Raw genomic sequence first — 16,360 nt, 5'->3', positions numbered from 1 at the left:
CCCTCACCGGTCCCCGCCCCGGTCCTCCAGATACCGGGTGTGGGTCTCCTGGCGGCGGGACTCCGTCTCCCCGAGGTCCGCCGCCAGCTTCTCCGCCTCCCGCCGCAGCAGCCCCGTCTGCCGCTCCAGATGCCGCTCGGGCGGCTCCTGGCCCGGAGCGAGCCGATGCCACCACCGGGCCCGTACGAAGGTGTCGACGGCCTCCGGAACGTCCTGGCGCACCATCCGCGACAGCACATGCACGCCCTCGGGGTCACGGGCGAGCGCCTCCGCGACCCAGCCCGGCTCCAGCAGCGCCGCCAGCAGCCCCGTCAGCTCGTCGAGGCTTCCCGCGGCACCCGGCGGCAGCTCCACGTCCGCGAGACAGCGGCCCAGCCTCCCGAAGTCCTCACGCACCTCGTCCAGCCGGGCCGACGGATCGGGGAAGTCCGGCAGCGCCGGCCGCTCCGGCGGCGCGACCAGAGCCCCCGCCCCGTACAGCCCCGCCACGACGACCGGCCAGTACGCGCCCGCCAGCCCGGTGAACGTCAGCGCCAGCCCGGCCAGACCGCACACGCTGCCGGCGATGTTCTTCCGCGAGCCGAGATACTCACTGATAGCCACGGATCTCCTCGAAGGCGCCGTCCAGAGAGCCCTCCCGGCCGTCGAAGAGACGGCCGCCGGTCAGCTCGGCGATGTGCTCCAGCTCCCCGCGGTCGGAGTCGCCGAAGAGGACCGGGAACACCGGCGTCGCCCGCCGCTCGTCGTCCAGTCCGGCGTAGAAGGCGTCGAAGTCCCCGGCCGTCGCACCGGTGGTGTTCTCGCCGTCCGTCATCAGCACGACCGACGTGAACGTGTCCCGGCCGCCGCCCAGATGCTCGTACGCCTCCCGCAGCGACGTGAAGATCGCGGTGTCCCCGTCGGCGTCCAGCGCGTCGGTGTCCCGGCGGATCGCCTCCATGCCCTTGTCCGGGTCGGCGGGATCGACGACATGCGTGCGGACGCTCTTCACGTCCGACCCGAACGGCATCAGCGTGACCTCCTCACGCATCCGGAAGCCGCCGGTGAGCCCGGTCAGCGCCTTCTTCAGGCTCTCCAGCCGGTCGCCCTCCATCGAACCGGAGGTGTCCAGCACGTACACCGTGCGCGAGGGCCGGCGCAGTTCGTTCTCGTAGGAGTCGAGCAGTCCGTCGGCGACCGACCGGCTCCCCGGGAAGGGCAGTTCGCGCCGCCGGTCCGTCTCCAGGCCCGGCGCCGGGGCCACCCCCGGCACGACCGGACGGCGGTGGGTGCGGACGGTGATCTCGCGCTGGAGCTCCGGCGAGCGCAGCGCCTCGGCCAGCCGCCGCACGTCCTCGCGGGCCCCGGCCGTCGACGACGTCAGCGAGGACAGCGGGTAGTCGGCGGTGACGACGCCGTCGCGCGGGCGGATCACCGTCAGGCCCGGGGTGCCCTTCAGGACGGACTCGTAGTTGAGCAGGGCGTCCACGTCCCCGCGCCGCCGGTAGGCCGTGGCCAGCCAGCCCGAGGAACCCGACGTCAGCTTCTGCCCCCCGAAGAACTCCTTCAGCCGGGGCGCGGCCTTCGTGACATCGGCGTCCGTCAGCGCGGACTGCGCCCCGGACAGCGCGGAGGCCACCGAGACCAGCGTCGAGAAGCCGGAGTGGGAGCGCGCCGGGTCGGTCATGCCGTAGGTGAGCTTCCCCTCGGCGACGGCCCGCTCGACCTGCGCCCAGGTCACGTTCCCGGGCTTCCAGCCCAGTTCCCCGACGGTGGCCGGGCGCACGCCGACGGCGACCGGGCTGGACATCACCGGTGTCTCGGAGACCACCTCCCGGGCCGCTTCCGGGCGCAGCCGCAGACAGTCGTTCGACGACAGCCACAGCGCGTCGTACGCCCCCTTCGCCCTCCCGCGGGCCAGCAGGTCGACGGCGTCCAGCGTGCCCATGTAGGCGGGCCGCACGGTGATGCCGGTCTCCTCGCGGACCCGCTCCAGCACCGGCTCCATGTCGGCGAGTTCGCTGGAGGCGAGGACACGCAGGGTGCCGGGCCGGTACGCGGAGGTCTCCGCGGGGGAGTCCGCGCCCTCGGTGCAGCCGGTCAGCAGGGCGGCGGCGAGCGCGGCGGCGAGCGCGCGTCTCATCCGAGGCCCCCTTCCAGCGCGTTCTGCGAACGGCTGCGCTCCAGGTACGAGCCCGCGTGCCGGAGTTCGGCGGTGAGGTTCTCCACGGTCGCCGCCATCGCCTCGGTCGCCTGCACCTTGTAGGTGTCGATCGCGTCGAGCGTGCGGTAGATCTGCTGGAACGCGGTCCGCAGGGTCTCCGCGCCGACGGCCGGACCGGCGGCGATCCGCTGGATCTCCCCGCTCTGCGTGGCCAGCATCTCGGCGTTGGTGCGGATCAGGTCCTCGGTGGTGCCGCGCAGGGCGTCGACCTGCTCGACGACCTTCTTCTGGTTGTCGAGCGCGGAGGCCAGCATCACGGAGATCCGCAGCGCCGACACGGTCGTCGTGGCGGCCCGGTCGACACCCTTGATCAGCTCCTCGTTGTTGCGCCGTACGACGTCCATCGCCAGGTAGCCCTGGGCGCACACCGCGAGCTGGGTCAGCAGGTCCTGGTGCTTCTGCCGGACCGGGAACAGCACGTCCGCGCGCAGCGAGTCGGCCTCCTGGGGGTCGCCGACCGCGGCGATGTGCTGCTCGACCGCCGTGTCGAGGGACTCGGTCAGCACGACGTACTCCTGGAGCTTGCCCATGGTCTCCCACAGGCGCACCCGCTCGGTCTGCAGCGCGGCGTTGTCGCGGCGCAGTTCGTCCTGGCCGCCCCGCAGCGAGCCGACGATCCTGTTGAGGGTGCCCTGCGCGGAGGCGTACTCGGCGAGGTGGTCGCGCAGCCTGTTGCCGCCGGGCAGCCGGGAGAGGAACCTGCGGCCCTTGTCCGCGGGCAGATCGCGCGGGTCGAGGTCCTCGACGACGCGGCGCAGCTCGACGAGGGACCCGGCGACCTTCGCCGACGCGTCCCCGCCCTTGTCCGGCAGCGAGCGCACGGTCCGCTCCAGCATGCGGTTGGACTGCGCGGCCGCGGTGCGCATCTCCCCGGCGCCCAGGGCCGTGATCTCGCCGACCTTGCCGGCGAACTCGGGCGAGCGCGCGTCGAGCGCGGCGAGCCCCGAGACGTAGTCGGCGGCCCTGCGGGCCATGTCGTCGCGGACGCCGTCCTCGACGGGCACCAGCCCGCCGGCCTTCTGCCTGGGCACGGCCGCGACCGGCTCGGGCGGGGTGAGGGTGAGGGTGAAGTCGTCGTCGGTCATCTGCTGTCCCCCTGGCTCCGGGCCCGGCGTGCCATCTCGTGCAGCACCGCGGAGGTGGGCACGGGCGCCTGCCGGACGCCGGTCAGCTGCCGGTCGAGGTGGGCGGAGCGGCCGCCGGCGGCCGCGGTGAACTCGGCGGCCGCGCCCTGCGGCCGGAAACCGTGCTTCACCGCGAGACGGCGCAGGTCCTTGTCGCTGCCGAGCAGCTCGCCGACCGCCCGGCCGTCCTCGGTGAGCGGCACGACGGTGTGATCGCTGTTGACGGTGGTGTCCGGGTAGAGGACGACCAGATCGCCGGGGTCCTGCTGCTCGTGCAGCAGCGAGGCGACCTGCGACTCGTACACCAGCACCAGCGGGTTGCCGACCCCGCTGACGAAGTCCCGGAACGCCGCGTCGGAGCTGGACTGCTGGGCCCCCTGCACGCTGACGAGCTTGTGCAGCAGCGGGGCGGTGGCGTCGAGCGCGCGGTCGTCGGCGACGACCCGGCCGCCGTGGGCGACGTAGGAGGCGGCGGCGAGGTAGAGGGCGCCGGAGCTGGAGGTCTCGGGGTCGGTGCTGGCGATGTAGAGCGTGCCGCTCAGCTCGCCGTACCGGCCGGCTCCTTCGAGCTGCTGCCAGGTGCGGTCGTGCCCGGCCGCGTCGAGGTAGGTCTTCATCCGCAGCAGACCGCGGCCGCCGCCCTTGTCGAGGGAGGCGAGGCCGTTGGCGCCGAGCACCGTGGCGGCGCTGCGGTGGGCGACCACGACGAGGGGCGAGTAGAAGGGCCGGGGCAGCGGCTGCCGCACCCGGTGCTTCTCGGCCAGCTCGTCGGCGGGCGCCTTGCTGGACGGAAAGGCGAGGTCGTAGCCCTTCAGGTCCAGCCCTTCCATGGCCCAGGAGCCGGATGCCTCGGCCTTCACGGTGTAGCCCCGGGCGGCCAGGACCTTCACCACCTCCGGGTCGGCGAAGAACTCCGCCTTCTCCGACCCGATCACTGCGCGCACGGTCTTCGTTGCCGTGCCCCTGCCCTCACCGTCCTGCCCCGCGACGACGGCCACCGCCACACCGCCGACCAGCAGAACCGCGAGGACGATCCCCATGATTCGTCTCACGGGGTGGAGACTGCTCGCGGAACTCCAAGTTCCCGCCCGCCCCAGGTGAACGCGAGGTGTCGACCCCATCCCGGTATGCAACCGGACGCTTGCCCTCCGGAGTTCAGCCGCGCCCGTCCCCGTCGCCCGCCCTGCCGTACCGGCGGAACTCGGCGGTCGACACGTGCCAGGACCCGAACGGCACGGTGTCGCCACCACGGGATGCGGACGTCCGAAGGGGCGCGGGGAACCGTGCGAGCAGCCGCCTGCGGTCGGCGGAGATCCGCCGGCGGCGAGCCGCACGGCGGGAGTCCGCCCGGGTCTGGCGCCGTGCATGGCGCCCGGTCCGCGCGTCGCTGCGGGTGCGCGCGGACCGGGGCCGTGGAGGGGAGCCCCGGAGGGCTCAGGGAAGGGCCGGCTCGTGCAGGGCCTCGGTGTGGGCGTCCATCCGCTCCGCCGCGAGGATCGCGACGGCCGTGTCCGCGCGGGACGCGGCGACGACCAGGGCCCGGCCCGCGAGGGTGTGGGCCCGCCGGTGCAGGACGCCGGCCCCGCCCGTGGCGGCCGGGACCGCGCGGACCGGCACCGGGCCGCCGCGCAGCCGCGCGACCTGCTCGGCGAGCCGGGCCGCCGCCGTGTCCAGGTCGGCGGACGGGGTCAGGGCGCGCAGTTCGTCGGTGACGGCGAGCAGCGCGCCGAGGTGCCCCGAGAGCTGGATGTCCAGCTCCTCCTCGCGCGAGCGGTGGGGGAAGTCCGAGGACGTGCCGGCCACCGTGTGGACCGACTTGGTACGGATCGGTTCGTACATGGATGGCCTCCTGTGGTGACAGAAGCCATCCTAGCTTGGATCCAGTCTAAAGTTGAGCTGTTCCCGGGAAAGGGCCCGGAGCCCGGCTCACGGCTGGCCGTAGCCGTCCAGGAAGGTGCCGATCCTGCCGATCGCGTCCTGGAGGTCGCGGGTCGTGGGCAGGGTCACGACGCGGAAGTGGTCGGGCTCGGGCCAGTTGAAGCCGGTCCCCTGGACGACCATGATCTTCTCGCGGCGCAGCAGGTCCAGGACCATCTGCCGGTCGTCCTTGATCTTGTAGACCTTCGGATCCAGGCGCGGGAAGAGGTACAGCGCGCCCTTCGGCTTCACGCACGTCACGCCGGGGATCCGGGTGAGCATCTCGTGCGCGGTGTCCATCTGCTCCTTCAGACGTCCGCCGGGCAGGACCAGGTCGTTGATCGACTGCCGTCCGCTGAGCGCGGCGACCACGCCGTGCTGTCCCGGCATGTTCGCGCACAGGCGCATGTTCGCCAGGATCGTCAGGCCCTCGATGTAGGACTCGGCGTGGGCGCGCGGGCCCGAGACCGACATCCAGCCCACCCGGTAGCCGGCCACCCGGTACGCCTTCGACATGCCGTTGAACGTCAGGGTCAGCAGGTCGGGCGCGACGGACGCCGTGGGGACGTGGGTGGCGCCGTCGTAGAGGATCTTGTCGTAGATCTCGTCCGAGCAGACCAGCAGGTTGTGGCGGCGGGCGATGTCGGTGAGGCCCTCGACCATCGCCCGGTCGTAGACGGCGCCGGTCGGGTTGTTCGGGTTGATGATCACGATCGCCTTGGTGCGGTCGGTGACCTTGCGCTCGATGTCGGCGAGGTCCGGCATCCAGTCGGACTGCTCGTCGCAGCGGTAGTGCACGGCCGTACCGCCGGACAGGGACACCGCCGCCGTCCACAGCGGGTAGTCCGGCGCCGGGACCAGCACCTCGTCGCCGTCGTCCAGCAGGCCCTGCATCGCCATCACGATCAGCTCGGAGACGCCGTTGCCGATGAAGACGTGCTCGACGTCCGTCTCGATGCCGAGGGTCTGGTTGTGCATGACGACCGCGCGCCGCGCGGCGAGCAGGCCCTTGGCGTCGCCGTAGCCGTGGGCGCCGGAGACGTTGCGGAGGATGTCCTCCAGGATCTCCGGCGGGCACTCGAAACCGAAGGCCGCCGGGTTGCCGGTGTTCAGCTTGAGGATGCGGTGCCCCGCCGCCTCCAGCCGCATGGCCTCCTCGAGAACCGGACCCCGGATCTCGTAACAGACGTTGGCGAGCTTGGTCGACTGGATCACCTGCATGAAGGGAGCTTACGGCCCGGTATTGCTCCCCGGGCCGTGTTTTCCGACACGTGAGACGGATGGTTTGGGAGGGTATCGCCCTCGGCTGTCGCCGGGCGGCCGTAATCCCTACAATGCGCGGCCATGTCCGAGCACCGTCGATCCGGCCACGAGACGCACCCACATCCGGCCGGTGACGCCATGGGCGGGTACGGCGCGCAGGAGGCGCCCCGGGTGCCGCCGAACGTGTACCACCCGCACGCGGCGGGATCCGCCCCCGTCTACGACGCGTACCACGACCCGGCCGCCGCCCACGGCTGGCAGAACGCCTACGACGAGACGGCGCAGCTGCCCCGGGTGACGGAGCAGGGCGCGGACGTCCCGGCGGGGCGTGCCGCCGCCCGGCGCGGTGCGCGCAGGGCCGCCGCCCGCCGCGACCGCAGGATGGCCGCCGCCGGTGCCCTCGGGGTGCTGTCCCTGACCGCGCTCGTCGCCGGGTTCACCCTCGGCGGCTCCTCGGACGACGGCCCGGCGGACCGCCGCGACCGCACGGGCCCGACCGCGCCGGACGCCACGGACTCCGCGGGCTCCGCCGTCCCCGAGGCGGACGGCACCGCCGCGGAGAGCTCCCCGGCGTCCGACCCGCGGTCCCGCCCCCTGTCCGGCCCGCCGTCCGTCTCCCCTTCGGCGGCTTCCTCCTCGCCGGTCCCGGCCGCGTCCGCCCCGGCGGCGCCCGCCGGGACCCCGCGGCCCACCGTCCCGGCCACCACCGCCCCGCCCGCGGAGCCCACGGCCCCGGCGAGCACCCCGGGCGACTGGGGCGACTGGGGCGATGGGGACGGTGGCGGCGGCAAGCCGGGCCACGGGTACGGCAGGCCCAAGGGATCGGGTTAGACGGCGCCGGCCGCGGGGCGCCGGAGGGTCCGGCACCCCGCGGGGGCGGTCCCGGTGTCCCGTGTCCGCGGAGCGACCCCGGCCCCTGTAGTCGCATTCGGCCACTCGGGCCAGAAACGCCTCCTTGTCCCCTCATGCCCCTGCACTAACAATGCGCATGACAAGTACGGGGCGGCCGGAAGATCTCCGGCCGCTCACGTCCGTAGAGGGGACCCCACATGAACAAGCCTCTCCTCGCCGCGCTCGCCGCCCTGGTGATCACCGGGGCGGGCGCGGCACCCGCGGCCGCCGCCACGGAGTCGGAGACCGGGAGCGCGGCGCCCGCGATCCGGGCCGTGAACTTCGCCGGCACCGTGTCGCTGAGCAACTGCTCCGGCTCGGTGATCCGCATGCCCGACTCGGCCGACGACGACCCGGCCCTGGTGCTCAGCAACGGCCACTGTCTGGAGACCGGGTTCCCCGATCCCGGCGAGGTGATCGTGGACCAGGCGTCCAGCCGCTCCTTCGGCCTGCTGAACTCCGCCGGGACCCGGGTCGGCACCCTGCGCGCGAGCAAGATCGCCTACTCGACGATGACCGACACCGACGTGTCGGTCTACCAGCTCACCCGCACCTACGCGCAGATCCGCAGCACCTACGGGATCGAGGCGCTCACCCTGAACGACACCCACCCGGTCGCCGGCACCGCCATCAGCGTCGTCTCCGGCTACTGGAAGCGGATCTACAACTGCAACGTCGACGGGTTCGTCTACCGCATGCGGGAGGGCGGCTGGACCTGGAAGGACTCCGTCCGCTACACCTCCGCCTGCAACACCATCGGCGGCACGTCGGGCTCGCCCGTGGTCGACCGCGCCACCGGCCGGGTCGTCGCCGTCAACAACACCGGCAACGAGGACGGCCAGAGCTGCACGGACAACAACCCCTGCGAGATCGACGAGAGCGGAAAGGTCACCGTCCGCCAGGGCATCAACTACGCCCAGGAGACCTACCTCCTCGCCGCCTGCTTCGGCCTGGACAACAAGCTCGACCTCGGCGCGGCCGGATGCGCCCTGCCCAAGCCCTGACCTCCGGGCCCTGCCCAAGCCCTGCCCAAGCCCTGCCCAAGCCCTGCCCAAGCCCTGACCTCCGGGCCCTGACCTCCGGGCCCTGACCTCCGGGCCCTGACCTCCGGGCCCTGACCTCCGGGCCCTGACCTCCGGGCCCGGTGCCGGAGCCCGGCGCCGGAGCCCCGGCGCCGGGACTCCGGCCGGCCGCACGGGGTGCGGAGTGCCGGCCGCACAGAGGGCGGCGTTCCGGTCACACGGGTGTGCGGCGCACCGCCCGCCCCGCCAGCACGTCCGTGCGCCGTCCGTCCTCGACGACGAACCTTCCGTCGACGAGGACGTACGGAATGCCCGTCGGCAGGGCCCGCGGACGCCCGTAGGCGGAGCCCGCCGCGACGGTCGCCGGGTCGAACAGCACCAGATCGGCCCGGTACCCCTCGCGCACCAGCCCGCGGTCCGGCAGACGCAGCCGGGCCGCGGGCCGCGAGGTCAGATGCGCGACGCACTCCTCCAGCGACAGCACGCCCAGCTCACGGACGTACCGGCCGAGGTAGTGCGGGAACGTCCCGTACGCCCGCGGATGCGGCTTGGCGCCCCGCAGGATGCCGTCGGAGCCGCCGGTGTGCACCCGGTGGCGCATGACGGCGCGCACGTTCTCCTCGTGGCCGACGTGCTGGAGGATCGCCGGGCCCAGCCGGTCCTCCAGCAGCAGCCGCCGCGCCGTGGCCCAGGGCGCCTCGCCGCGCTCCCGCGCCGACTCCAGGACCGTACGGCCGACGTACGCGCCGAGCGCCGGATCGGTGACGCCGGAGATCTCGACCGTCCCCCACTCCACCGGCACCCCGTGACAGCCGTCCGAGCCGGTGACCTCCAGGTCGTGCCGGATCCGCTCGGCGGTCCCCTCGTCCGCGAGCCGCCGCAGCACGGCCTCGGGCCCGCCCTCGCCCGCCCAGCCCGGCAGCAGCGCCGCCAGCGTGGTGCTGCCGGACGTGTAGGGGTACGTGTCGAGGCTGATGTCGGCACCCGCGTCCAGCGCCTCGTCCAGCAGCGCGAGCAGTTCCGGCGCCCGGCCCCGGTTCACACCGAAGTTCATCGTGGCGTGCGCCAGGTGCAGCGCGCAGCCCGCCCGCCGGGACAGGTCCACCATCTCCGCGTACGCCTCCAGCGCGCCCGCGCCGTAGGAGCGGTGGTGCGGGCACCAGTAGCCGCCGTACGAGGCCACCACCCGGCACAGCTCGGTCAGTTCGGCCTCCCCGGCGTACATGCCGGGCGTGTACGTCAGCCCGGACGACAGCCCCACCGCGCCCTGTTCGAGCCCCTCGGCGACCAGCTGCCGCATCCGGTCCAGCTCCCGGGGCGTGGCCGGACGGTCCTCCCAGCCGACGACGAGCGCGCGCACGGTGCCCTGCGGGACCAGATAGGCCGCGTTGACGGCGATGCCGCGGTCGAGGCGGTCCAGGTACTCGCCGACCGACCGCCAGTCGAGGTCGAGGTCGTCGCCGTACCCGTTCCAGCCGGTGATCGCCCGCCGCACCTCCTCCAGCGTGCGGTCGTCGACCGGGGCGTAGGACAGCCCGTCCTGGCCGATCACCTCCAGCGTCACGCCCTGGGCGGCCTTGGCGCTGTGGTCGGGGTCGCGCAGCAGGGCGAGATCGCTGTGGGCGTGCATGTCGATGAAGCCGGGGGACAGCACGAGGCCCTCCGCGTCCAGCTCCCGCATCGCCGACGGCCGCTGGCAGCCCGCGGCCGCCGCCTCCTTGACGACGGACACGATCCGGCCGCCGTCGATCACGACGTCCGCCCGCCAGGAGGGCTCGCCGGAGCCGTCGACGACCTCGGCGTCACGGATGACCAGGTCCTCCACGGGGGCCTCCTCAGAAGAACGTACGGATGTAGTCGACGACCGTCCCGTCCGCCTCGGCCACCGGGATCAGCTGCCACTTGTCGAACACCGTGCACGGATGGGACAGGCCCAGGGCGACCCAGTCCCCGACCTCCACGTCCGCGGCGGACGACAGACGCAGCCAGGCGTGCTGGTCGGACAGGGCGACGACCTCCAGCTGGTCCGCCGGGTGCTCCGCCCCGTCCCGGCGCACCGCCTGGACGACCGGAAGGTCCAGGTCGTACGCCGCGTCCCGCTTGCCCGCGTTGACGAACGCCTGGTCGCGGGCCGGGCGCGAGACCACCTGCGTCCACAGCCGGAAGGCCGGTGCGAGCGCCCCCTCCCCGGGGACCCGGTTGAACGGCGTCAGCCTGCGGTAGTGCCCGTCGTCGTGCGAGACGTACGCGCCCGAGCGCAGCAGCTTCAGCACCGGCAGCGACAGTGCGGGGATCCCCGCGAACACGTCGGCCACCGCGTCGAACCAGGCGCTGCCGCCCGCGCTGACCACGATCTCGTCCGTACGGCCGAAGCGCCCCGCCCTGTCGAACTCCCCGGCCAGCGCCACCAGCCGGCGCAGCCACGCCCGCACCCGCTCCGGAGTGGCCTGCGGAACCTCGCCCTCGTACCCGGCGACGCCGGTCAGCCGCAGGGTCCGGGTGGCCGCCACCGCGTCCGCGACCGCCGCGCACTCCGCCTCCGTCCGCACCCCGGTGCGCGCGCCCTCGCCCGCCGCCAGCTCCACGACGACGTCCAGGGGGCGTGGTGCGCCCGCCTCCGTCAGCGCGGCGTCCATCAGCTCCACGCCGCGCACGGAGTCGACGTAGCAGACGAAGCGGAACGCGGGGTCGGCGGCCAGCTCCGCGGCGACCCACCTCAGCGCGGCGGGGTCGACCAGCTCGTTGGCCAGGAAGACCCGCTCGATCCCGAACGCCCTGGCCACGCGCACCTGGTGGGGCACGGCGAGGGTGATGCCCCATGCCCCGTGCTCGATCTGCCGCCGGAACAGCTGCGGCGCCATGGAGGTCTTGCCGTGCGGCGCGAAGGCGAGGCCGTGGCGGGCGGCGTACGTCTCCATGAGCCGCAGGTTGTGCTCCAGGCGCTCCGCGGACAGCGCGAGCACGGGCGTGGTGAAGCCGCCGGTGAAGAGGTTGCGGCGCTGGTCCGCCAGCTCGCCGACGGTGAGGCCGTCGGCGTCCGGGGGGAGGCCCTTGAAGCGGTGGTCCACGCGTTCCGCGGCCAGTCCGTCGAGCGACTCCATGTTCAAGGATCCTCCCTGATCAGGCATGTTGCATAATCTGCAATGACCGTTGCGTACAGCGCTTGCTGCTGTCTAACATCTCGGCCGACGCGGGGTCAACGGAACGTCCCGCGCGGCCCCGAGGAGCATCCGGCCATCGTGACTGCCACCGGACCCACCCCGGACGTCGTCGACGTCGTCGCGCTCGGCGAGTCCATGGTCACGTTCCTGCCCGCCCGTGTGGGACGGCTCGCCGACGTCCCGGAGTTCCTGCGGGGCATCGGCGGCGCCGAGTCCAACGTGGCCTGCGCACTGGCCGCCGCCGGGCACACGGCGAGGTGGGTCAGCCGGGTCGGGGCGGACGGGTTCGGGGACCATCTGGTGGAGACGGTCGCGGCGTACGGGGTCGACGTGTCGGCCGTGCGCAGGGATCCGGACCGGCCGACGGGGGTGTACTTCCGCACGGCGGGGGAGCGGGGCACCGAGGCGCACGAGGTGGCGTACTACCGGGCCGGGTCGGCGGCGTCCGCGATGTCCGTCGCGAACCTCGACCTGGACGCGGTGCGTTCCGCGCGGGTGCTGCACCTGTCGGGGATCACCGCCGCGCTGTCGGGGGAGTGCCTCGCCCTGCTGCGCGAGCTGACCGCTGCGCGCGCGGACCGCCCTCTGGTGTCGTTCGACGTCAACTACCGGCCCGGGCTGTGGCCCGACCCTGCGCGGACGGGGGTCCTGCTGGAGCTGGCCCGGGGCGCCGACATCGTGTTCGTGGGCGCCGACGAGGCGCGGGACGCCTGGGGCATGCCGGACACCGGGCCTCTGCTGTCCGCTCTGACGGGGCCCGCGCTGGTCGTCGTCAAGCAGGGGGCCGACGGGGCCACGGCCTACGGGCGGGAGGCCGGCGGGGTCACGGTCTGCGGGCGGGAGGCCGGCGGGGTCACGGTCTGCGGGCGGGAGGCCGGCGGCCGTCCGCCGGCCGCCGGACGCGGCGGGCCGGCCGCGCCCGCGCGGCGGACGCCGGGCGGAGAGCACGGCCCCGCGCCCCTGAGGGCGTCCGCGCCCGAGGTCGACGTCGTCGCCGCCGTCGGGGCCGGGGACGCCTTCGCCGCCGGGTTCCTCTCCGCCACCCTGCGGGGGCTGCCCGTGCGGGACCGGCTCCGGCACGGGCACCTCTGGGCCGCCGCCGTGCTCACCGAGGCCGGTGATCTCGCCGCGCCACCCGCACGAGGGCACGCCGACCGGCTGGCCGCCCTGGACGACGCCGCGTGGGGGAGACTGCGACTCGGCCCCGGCTGGACCCGAGCCGGAGAGGCCCTGGAGGAGGTACGCACGCCATGAGCCAGACCGTCGACCGGGCGCTCGGCATCCTGCCGCTGCTCGCGGAGGGCCCCGCCGACCTGGGACAGGTCGCCGACCGCCTGGGCGTCCACAAGAGCACCGCGCTGCGCCTGCTGCGCACCCTGCACGAGCACGGTCTGGTCTACCGCCAGTCCGACCAGCGCTACCGGCTCGGAGCCCGGCTCTTCGCCCTCGCCCAGGAGGCGATGGAGAACCTCGACATCCGCGAGATCGCCCACCCCCACCTCGTCCGCCTCAACGAGGAGTGCGGGCACACCGTCCACCTCGCCGTGTACGAGGAGAACGAGGTGCTCTACATCGACAAGGTCGAGAGCCGCTACCCGGTGCGCATGTACTCGCGGATCGGCAGGCCCGTCGCCATCACGGTCGCGGCGGTGGCGAAGCTGCTGCTCGCCGATCTGCCCGAGGCCGAGCGCCGTGCGGTCGCGGAGAAGCTCGACTATCCCCTGTACACGGCCCGTTCGACACCGAACGCCCCCGCCTTCCTCAAGGAGCTGGAGCGTGCGCGTGAACAGGGCTGGGCCACCGACCTCGGCGGCCACGAGGAGTCCATCAACTGTGTCGCCGCACCGGTCCGCGGCGCCGACGGCCGGGTCGTCGCGGCGCTGTCGGTGTCCGCGCCCAACGTCGTCGTCACCGCCGACGAACTCCTCGCCCTGCTCCCGCTGGTGCGCCGCACCGCAGACGCCGTCAGCGGCGAGTACTCCGGAAGAACACCAGTAAGGGACCCCGCATGACGGAAAAGACCGCCCTCACCCCCAGGACCCACACCACCCCGCCCGCGAAGTTCTCGCACGGTGTGAAGAAGGGCAACATCCTCCAGGTCGCCGGTCAGGTCGGCTTCCTGCCCGCCGAGGAGGGCAGGCCGCCCACCCCCGCGGGCCCCACCCTGCGCGAGCAGACCCTCCAGACCCTCGCCAACGTCGAGGCGATCCTGGAGGAGGGCGGCGCCTCCTGGGACGACGCGATGATGATCCGCGTCTATCTGACGGACGTGGACCACTTCGCGGAGATGAACGAGATCTACAACGCCTACTTCGAGGCCCGGGAGCTCACGGCCCCGCCCGCCGCGCGCACGACGGTCTACGTCGGCCTTCCCGCCGGACTGCTCATCGAGATCGACGCGCTCGCCGTCCTCGGCTGACGGCCGCCCGTCCCCCGTGCACCCCGTGCCGTGCGCGGCGCGGGGTGCACGACGGCGGCCGGGTCGGGCATCTTCGTATAACGAAAGCCGGGGTCGGCTGTGTACGACACAGGTTCGTCGACCATACTGCTGCGCTGTGGAGCAGCGCATTGGTTCGAGCAGTCAGCCCCTGGACGCCGGAGTGAACCCGGCGCACATCCCCGGGCTCACGGCCCCCGTGGCCAAGAAGCCGGAGGACGCCGGACCCGAGGCGGAGGACACGCCCGGCACCGAGGAGACCGGCACCCCGGTCGCCGAGGACACCGGCGGCGAGACCTCCCCGAAGGCGTCCGAGGCGGAGCCCGCGGAGCCCGAGAAGGACTCCGAGGAGCCCGAGAAGGCGTCCGGGGCCGGATCCGAGAAGGACTCCGGGGCCGGATCCGAGGAGGCGGAGGAACCCGCCTCCGGGGAGACGCCCGGCGACGGCCCCGTCTTCGAGGCCGCCGACCGGCGGGCGCGGATCGTCGCGGACGCCCGGGGGGTCCGGCTCACCCTGGACGACCAGGAGTGCGAGTTCCGCTGGGACGAGATCGGCGCGGTGGAGACGGAGACCGGCCGCTTCGGCAAGCGGTACACGGTCACCGTCCACACCCCCGACCGCCGCTGGTACCCGATCGAGATCGAGGCCAGGTCCCGCGCCCAGCACAAGGAATGGGACACCCTGCTGGACGCGGCCCTGGACGCCTACTTCGAGGAGTAGGCGCCGCGGGAGCGGCAGGTCCTAGCAGTACTGGGCCTGCTTGCCGATCGACCGGTACATGCAGTCCGCGTTCTCCAGGAGCTGCAGGACCGCGTCCCGGTTGCGGGAGGTCTCCCGCTCGATGACCTCGTCGGGCGGGTAGAACCCGCCGCCGCCGGACCGCGGGTACATCTCGAAGGTGTACCCGAAGATCTTGTGCGTGCCCCACAGGTAGTCGTCGATCGACCCGTCCGTGATGTACAGGTCGCTCGACTGCTCGGGCGTGTACCCGTTGCTGGCCGCCATCTTCTGCCCGACCGCGGCGAAGGCGTTGCGGTCGTCGGCGGTCATCCCGGTCGTGGTGTCGGAGTAGGTGTAGCCGAACGGCCACAGCACCAGCTCGCTGTACGTGTGGAAGTCGATGCCCGCCTTGATCTGCTGCACGCCCCCGACGACCCGGCTGCGCACGAAGTCGGAGACGACCTTCACCTCGGGCGCCGACTCGGCCGCCGGACCCCGGTAGGTCTCCGAGGAGGTGGAGCCGGAGGAGCCGCCGCAGCAGCCCCAGCGGAAGTTCCAGTTGCGGTTGAGGTCCGTACCGACGTACGAGGAACCGGAGTTGGGCTGACGGTTCTTGCGCCAGGAACGGTAGGAGCCGCTGGCGATGTCGTACTCGCCGCCGTCGGGGTTGAGGTCGGGCACGATCCAGATCTCACGGCTGTTCACCAGGCCGGTGACGCGTGAGTCGCTGCCGTAGCCCGCGCCGAGCTCGCGCAGCAGGTACAGCGCCATCTCCACCGTCAGATGCTCACGGGCGTGCTGGTGGTGAGTGAACAGCACCTCCGGCTCGGACTCGTCGGCGGCGACGTTGTCGCTGATCTTGACGGCCACGATGTCGCGGCCCTGATAGGACCTGCCGATGACGCGCTTGCTCATGATGCCCGGGTAGGCGGCGATCCGCTGGTCGATCTCCGCCGTCATCTCGGCGTAGTTGTGGTACCGCGAGTCCGCCGAGGGGAAGTCGTACAGCCGGACCTCGTCCGGGGAGGTCCGGGCGGAGGCGTCGGGCAGCGCCGTGACCCGGTAGCCCCTGGCCCGCAGGGTGCGGATCTGGTCCGCGCGGCCGGAGACGACCAGACCCTCCTCGTCGGCCGCGTCCACGCTCACCCCGGCCGCGGTGACGGCCGTGCGCTCGGCGGCGGTGCTGTTGTGGACGTGCACCTCGTACTGCCGGATGCCGTCGGCGGCCGGGACGGGTCTGCTCGCGCTGTCGGCGCTGGCGGAGGTCAGGTCCGCCGAGAGCGGGGCGGCGAGCGCGAGGGCGAGGACGGCGGCCAGCGCGGCCGTCCGTCCGGTGCCGCGGGCGCCCGGGCCGCGAATGCCAAGTCGCATGAAATCTCCTTGTTTCTCCGGGAGTTCCGGGATCTTCCGGAACGGGGGAGTGGAGCGTGGGGTGGTTCATCCGTGCGACGTGCGCGGACCCTCCGGGCGGCTGTGGGGTCCCGCCGGCGGGTCCGGGTGCGGGTTGTGGCGCTCATGGTGAGGGTGTGGCATGGGCAGGTCAATACCGCCCAGGCCGGATGGCCGGAAGCCGCGCCTGCGCCGGTCGGGCACATCGCGTGGAGATCCCGGCAGGCCCTCT

At 73.3% G+C, this 16,360-nt stretch carries 15 protein-coding genes; 6 read left to right on the top strand and 9 right to left on the bottom strand.

The annotated features are described in order from the left end of the window. Positions 1-3: 3 nt before the first annotated feature. From ACIQGV_RS17985 to ACIQGV_RS17960, 6 genes are all read right to left on the bottom strand, one after another. Positions 4-603: a hypothetical protein gene (locus ACIQGV_RS17985; RefSeq protein WP_402495771.1), complete on the bottom strand. Its 600-nt coding sequence runs from the start codon at positions 601-603 to the stop codon at positions 4-6. After that, positions 590-2,122, bottom strand: coding sequence for a substrate-binding domain-containing protein (locus tag ACIQGV_RS17980; RefSeq protein WP_402495769.1), 1,533 nt, complete (start codon positions 2,120-2,122; stop codon positions 590-592). Before ACIQGV_RS17980 ends, ACIQGV_RS17985 begins: the two co-directional genes overlap by 14 nt. Next, a complete protein-coding gene (locus ACIQGV_RS17975) occupies positions 2,119-3,288 on the bottom strand; it encodes a toxic anion resistance protein (protein ID WP_402495767.1) in 1,170 nt (389 codons plus the stop codon). The genes ACIQGV_RS17980 and ACIQGV_RS17975 overlap by 4 nt, the downstream gene beginning before the upstream one ends. Beyond that, on the bottom strand, positions 3,285-4,379 hold the full coding sequence (locus tag ACIQGV_RS17970) for a substrate-binding domain-containing protein (RefSeq protein ID WP_402495764.1): 1,095 nt from the start codon (positions 4,377-4,379) through the stop codon (positions 3,285-3,287). Before ACIQGV_RS17970 ends, ACIQGV_RS17975 begins: the two co-directional genes overlap by 4 nt. Before the next feature lie 382 nt (positions 4,380-4,761). Continuing rightward, positions 4,762-5,166, bottom strand: coding sequence for a hypothetical protein (locus tag ACIQGV_RS17965; protein ID WP_402495762.1), 405 nt, complete (start codon positions 5,164-5,166; stop codon positions 4,762-4,764). Between the two features lie 87 nt (positions 5,167-5,253). After that, positions 5,254-6,465 (bottom strand): pyridoxal phosphate-dependent aminotransferase, encoded by a 1,212-nt coding sequence (locus ACIQGV_RS17960; protein WP_402495760.1) that lies wholly within the window; start codon positions 6,463-6,465, stop codon positions 5,254-5,256. A 123-nt stretch (positions 6,466-6,588) separates the two neighbouring features. Here ACIQGV_RS17960 and ACIQGV_RS17955 point away from each other — a divergent pair, with 123 nt between their 5' ends. Further along, positions 6,589-7,338 carry a hypothetical protein gene (locus ACIQGV_RS17955; protein WP_402495758.1) on the top strand — a complete coding sequence of 250 codons (750 nt, stop codon included), beginning with the start codon at positions 6,589-6,591 and terminating at the stop codon, positions 7,336-7,338. Between the two features lie 218 nt (positions 7,339-7,556). Further along, complete coding sequence (locus tag ACIQGV_RS17950) at positions 7,557-8,402, top strand: serine protease (RefSeq protein ID WP_402495756.1); 846 nt, start codon at positions 7,557-7,559, stop codon at positions 8,400-8,402. A gap of 232 nt (positions 8,403-8,634) precedes the next feature. On the opposite strand, the gene ACIQGV_RS17945 is transcribed toward ACIQGV_RS17950, so the two are convergent. Continuing rightward, a complete protein-coding gene (locus ACIQGV_RS17945; protein WP_402495754.1) occupies positions 8,635-10,245 on the bottom strand; it encodes an amidohydrolase family protein in 1,611 nt (536 codons plus the stop codon). 10 nt (positions 10,246-10,255) lie between these two features. After that, positions 10,256-11,521, bottom strand: a complete 1,266-nt coding sequence (locus ACIQGV_RS17940; RefSeq protein ID WP_402495752.1) for an amino acid deaminase — start codon at positions 11,519-11,521, stop codon at positions 10,256-10,258. 138 nt (positions 11,522-11,659) lie between these two features. Here ACIQGV_RS17940 and ACIQGV_RS17935 point away from each other — a divergent pair, with 138 nt between their 5' ends. The 4 genes from ACIQGV_RS17935 to ACIQGV_RS17920 all read left to right on the top strand — a co-directional run bounded on the left by ACIQGV_RS17935 (position 11,660) and on the right by ACIQGV_RS17920 (position 14,739). After that, entirely contained in the window at positions 11,660-12,835 is a 1,176-nt protein-coding gene (locus ACIQGV_RS17935) for a sugar kinase (RefSeq protein WP_402495750.1), read from the top strand. After that, the gene (locus ACIQGV_RS17930) at positions 12,832-13,593 is read left to right on the top strand and encodes an IclR family transcriptional regulator (protein ID WP_402495747.1); all 762 of its coding nucleotides are present in this window, start codon (positions 12,832-12,834) and stop codon (positions 13,591-13,593) included. The genes ACIQGV_RS17935 and ACIQGV_RS17930 overlap by 4 nt, the downstream gene beginning before the upstream one ends. Next, a complete protein-coding gene (locus tag ACIQGV_RS17925; RefSeq protein ID WP_402495745.1) occupies positions 13,590-14,000 on the top strand; it encodes a RidA family protein in 411 nt (136 codons plus the stop codon). The genes ACIQGV_RS17930 and ACIQGV_RS17925 overlap by 4 nt, the downstream gene beginning before the upstream one ends. A 136-nt stretch (positions 14,001-14,136) precedes the next feature. After that, complete coding sequence (locus tag ACIQGV_RS17920) at positions 14,137-14,739, top strand: hypothetical protein (protein ID WP_402495744.1); 603 nt, start codon at positions 14,137-14,139, stop codon at positions 14,737-14,739. Between the two features lie 21 nt (positions 14,740-14,760). Here the strand turns inward: ACIQGV_RS17920 and ACIQGV_RS17915 are convergent, their stop codons facing one another. Next, positions 14,761-16,110 carry a M14 family metallopeptidase gene (locus tag ACIQGV_RS17915; RefSeq protein WP_402495742.1) on the bottom strand — a complete coding sequence of 450 codons (1,350 nt, stop codon included), beginning with the start codon at positions 16,108-16,110 and terminating at the stop codon, positions 14,761-14,763. Positions 16,111-16,360 lie beyond the last annotated feature (250 nt).

Source organism: Streptomyces sp. NPDC093094, assembly GCF_044754345.1.
Lineage (GTDB): Bacteria > Actinomycetota > Actinomycetes > Streptomycetales > Streptomycetaceae > Streptomyces.
This window is presented reverse-complemented; position numbering and strand designations above follow the sequence as displayed.

What these genes read in the sequence shown, in the direction of transcription:
- ACIQGV_RS17960 (WP_402495760.1), bottom strand. Translation starts at nt 6,465, where the DNA reads ATGCAGGTGATCCAGTCGACCAAGCTCGCCAACGTCTGTTACGAGATC.
- ACIQGV_RS17925 (WP_402495745.1), top strand. Translation starts at nt 13,590, where the DNA reads ATGACGGAAAAGACCGCCCTCACCCCCAGGACCCACACCACCCCGCCC.
- ACIQGV_RS17915 (WP_402495742.1), bottom strand. Translation starts at nt 16,110, where the DNA reads ATGCGACTTGGCATTCGCGGCCCGGGCGCCCGCGGCACCGGACGGACG.
- ACIQGV_RS17980 (WP_402495769.1), bottom strand. Translation starts at nt 2,122, where the DNA reads ATGAGACGCGCGCTCGCCGCCGCGCTCGCCGCCGCCCTGCTGACCGGC.
- ACIQGV_RS17955 (WP_402495758.1), top strand. Translation starts at nt 6,589, where the DNA reads ATGTCCGAGCACCGTCGATCCGGCCACGAGACGCACCCACATCCGGCC.
- ACIQGV_RS17930 (WP_402495747.1), top strand. Translation starts at nt 12,832, where the DNA reads ATGAGCCAGACCGTCGACCGGGCGCTCGGCATCCTGCCGCTGCTCGCG.
- ACIQGV_RS17950 (WP_402495756.1), top strand. Translation starts at nt 7,557, where the DNA reads ATGAACAAGCCTCTCCTCGCCGCGCTCGCCGCCCTGGTGATCACCGGG.
- ACIQGV_RS17940 (WP_402495752.1), bottom strand. Translation starts at nt 11,521, where the DNA reads ATGGAGTCGCTCGACGGACTGGCCGCGGAACGCGTGGACCACCGCTTC.
- ACIQGV_RS17965 (WP_402495762.1), bottom strand. Translation starts at nt 5,166, where the DNA reads ATGTACGAACCGATCCGTACCAAGTCGGTCCACACGGTGGCCGGCACG.
- ACIQGV_RS17975 (WP_402495767.1), bottom strand. Translation starts at nt 3,288, where the DNA reads ATGACCGACGACGACTTCACCCTCACCCTCACCCCGCCCGAGCCGGTC.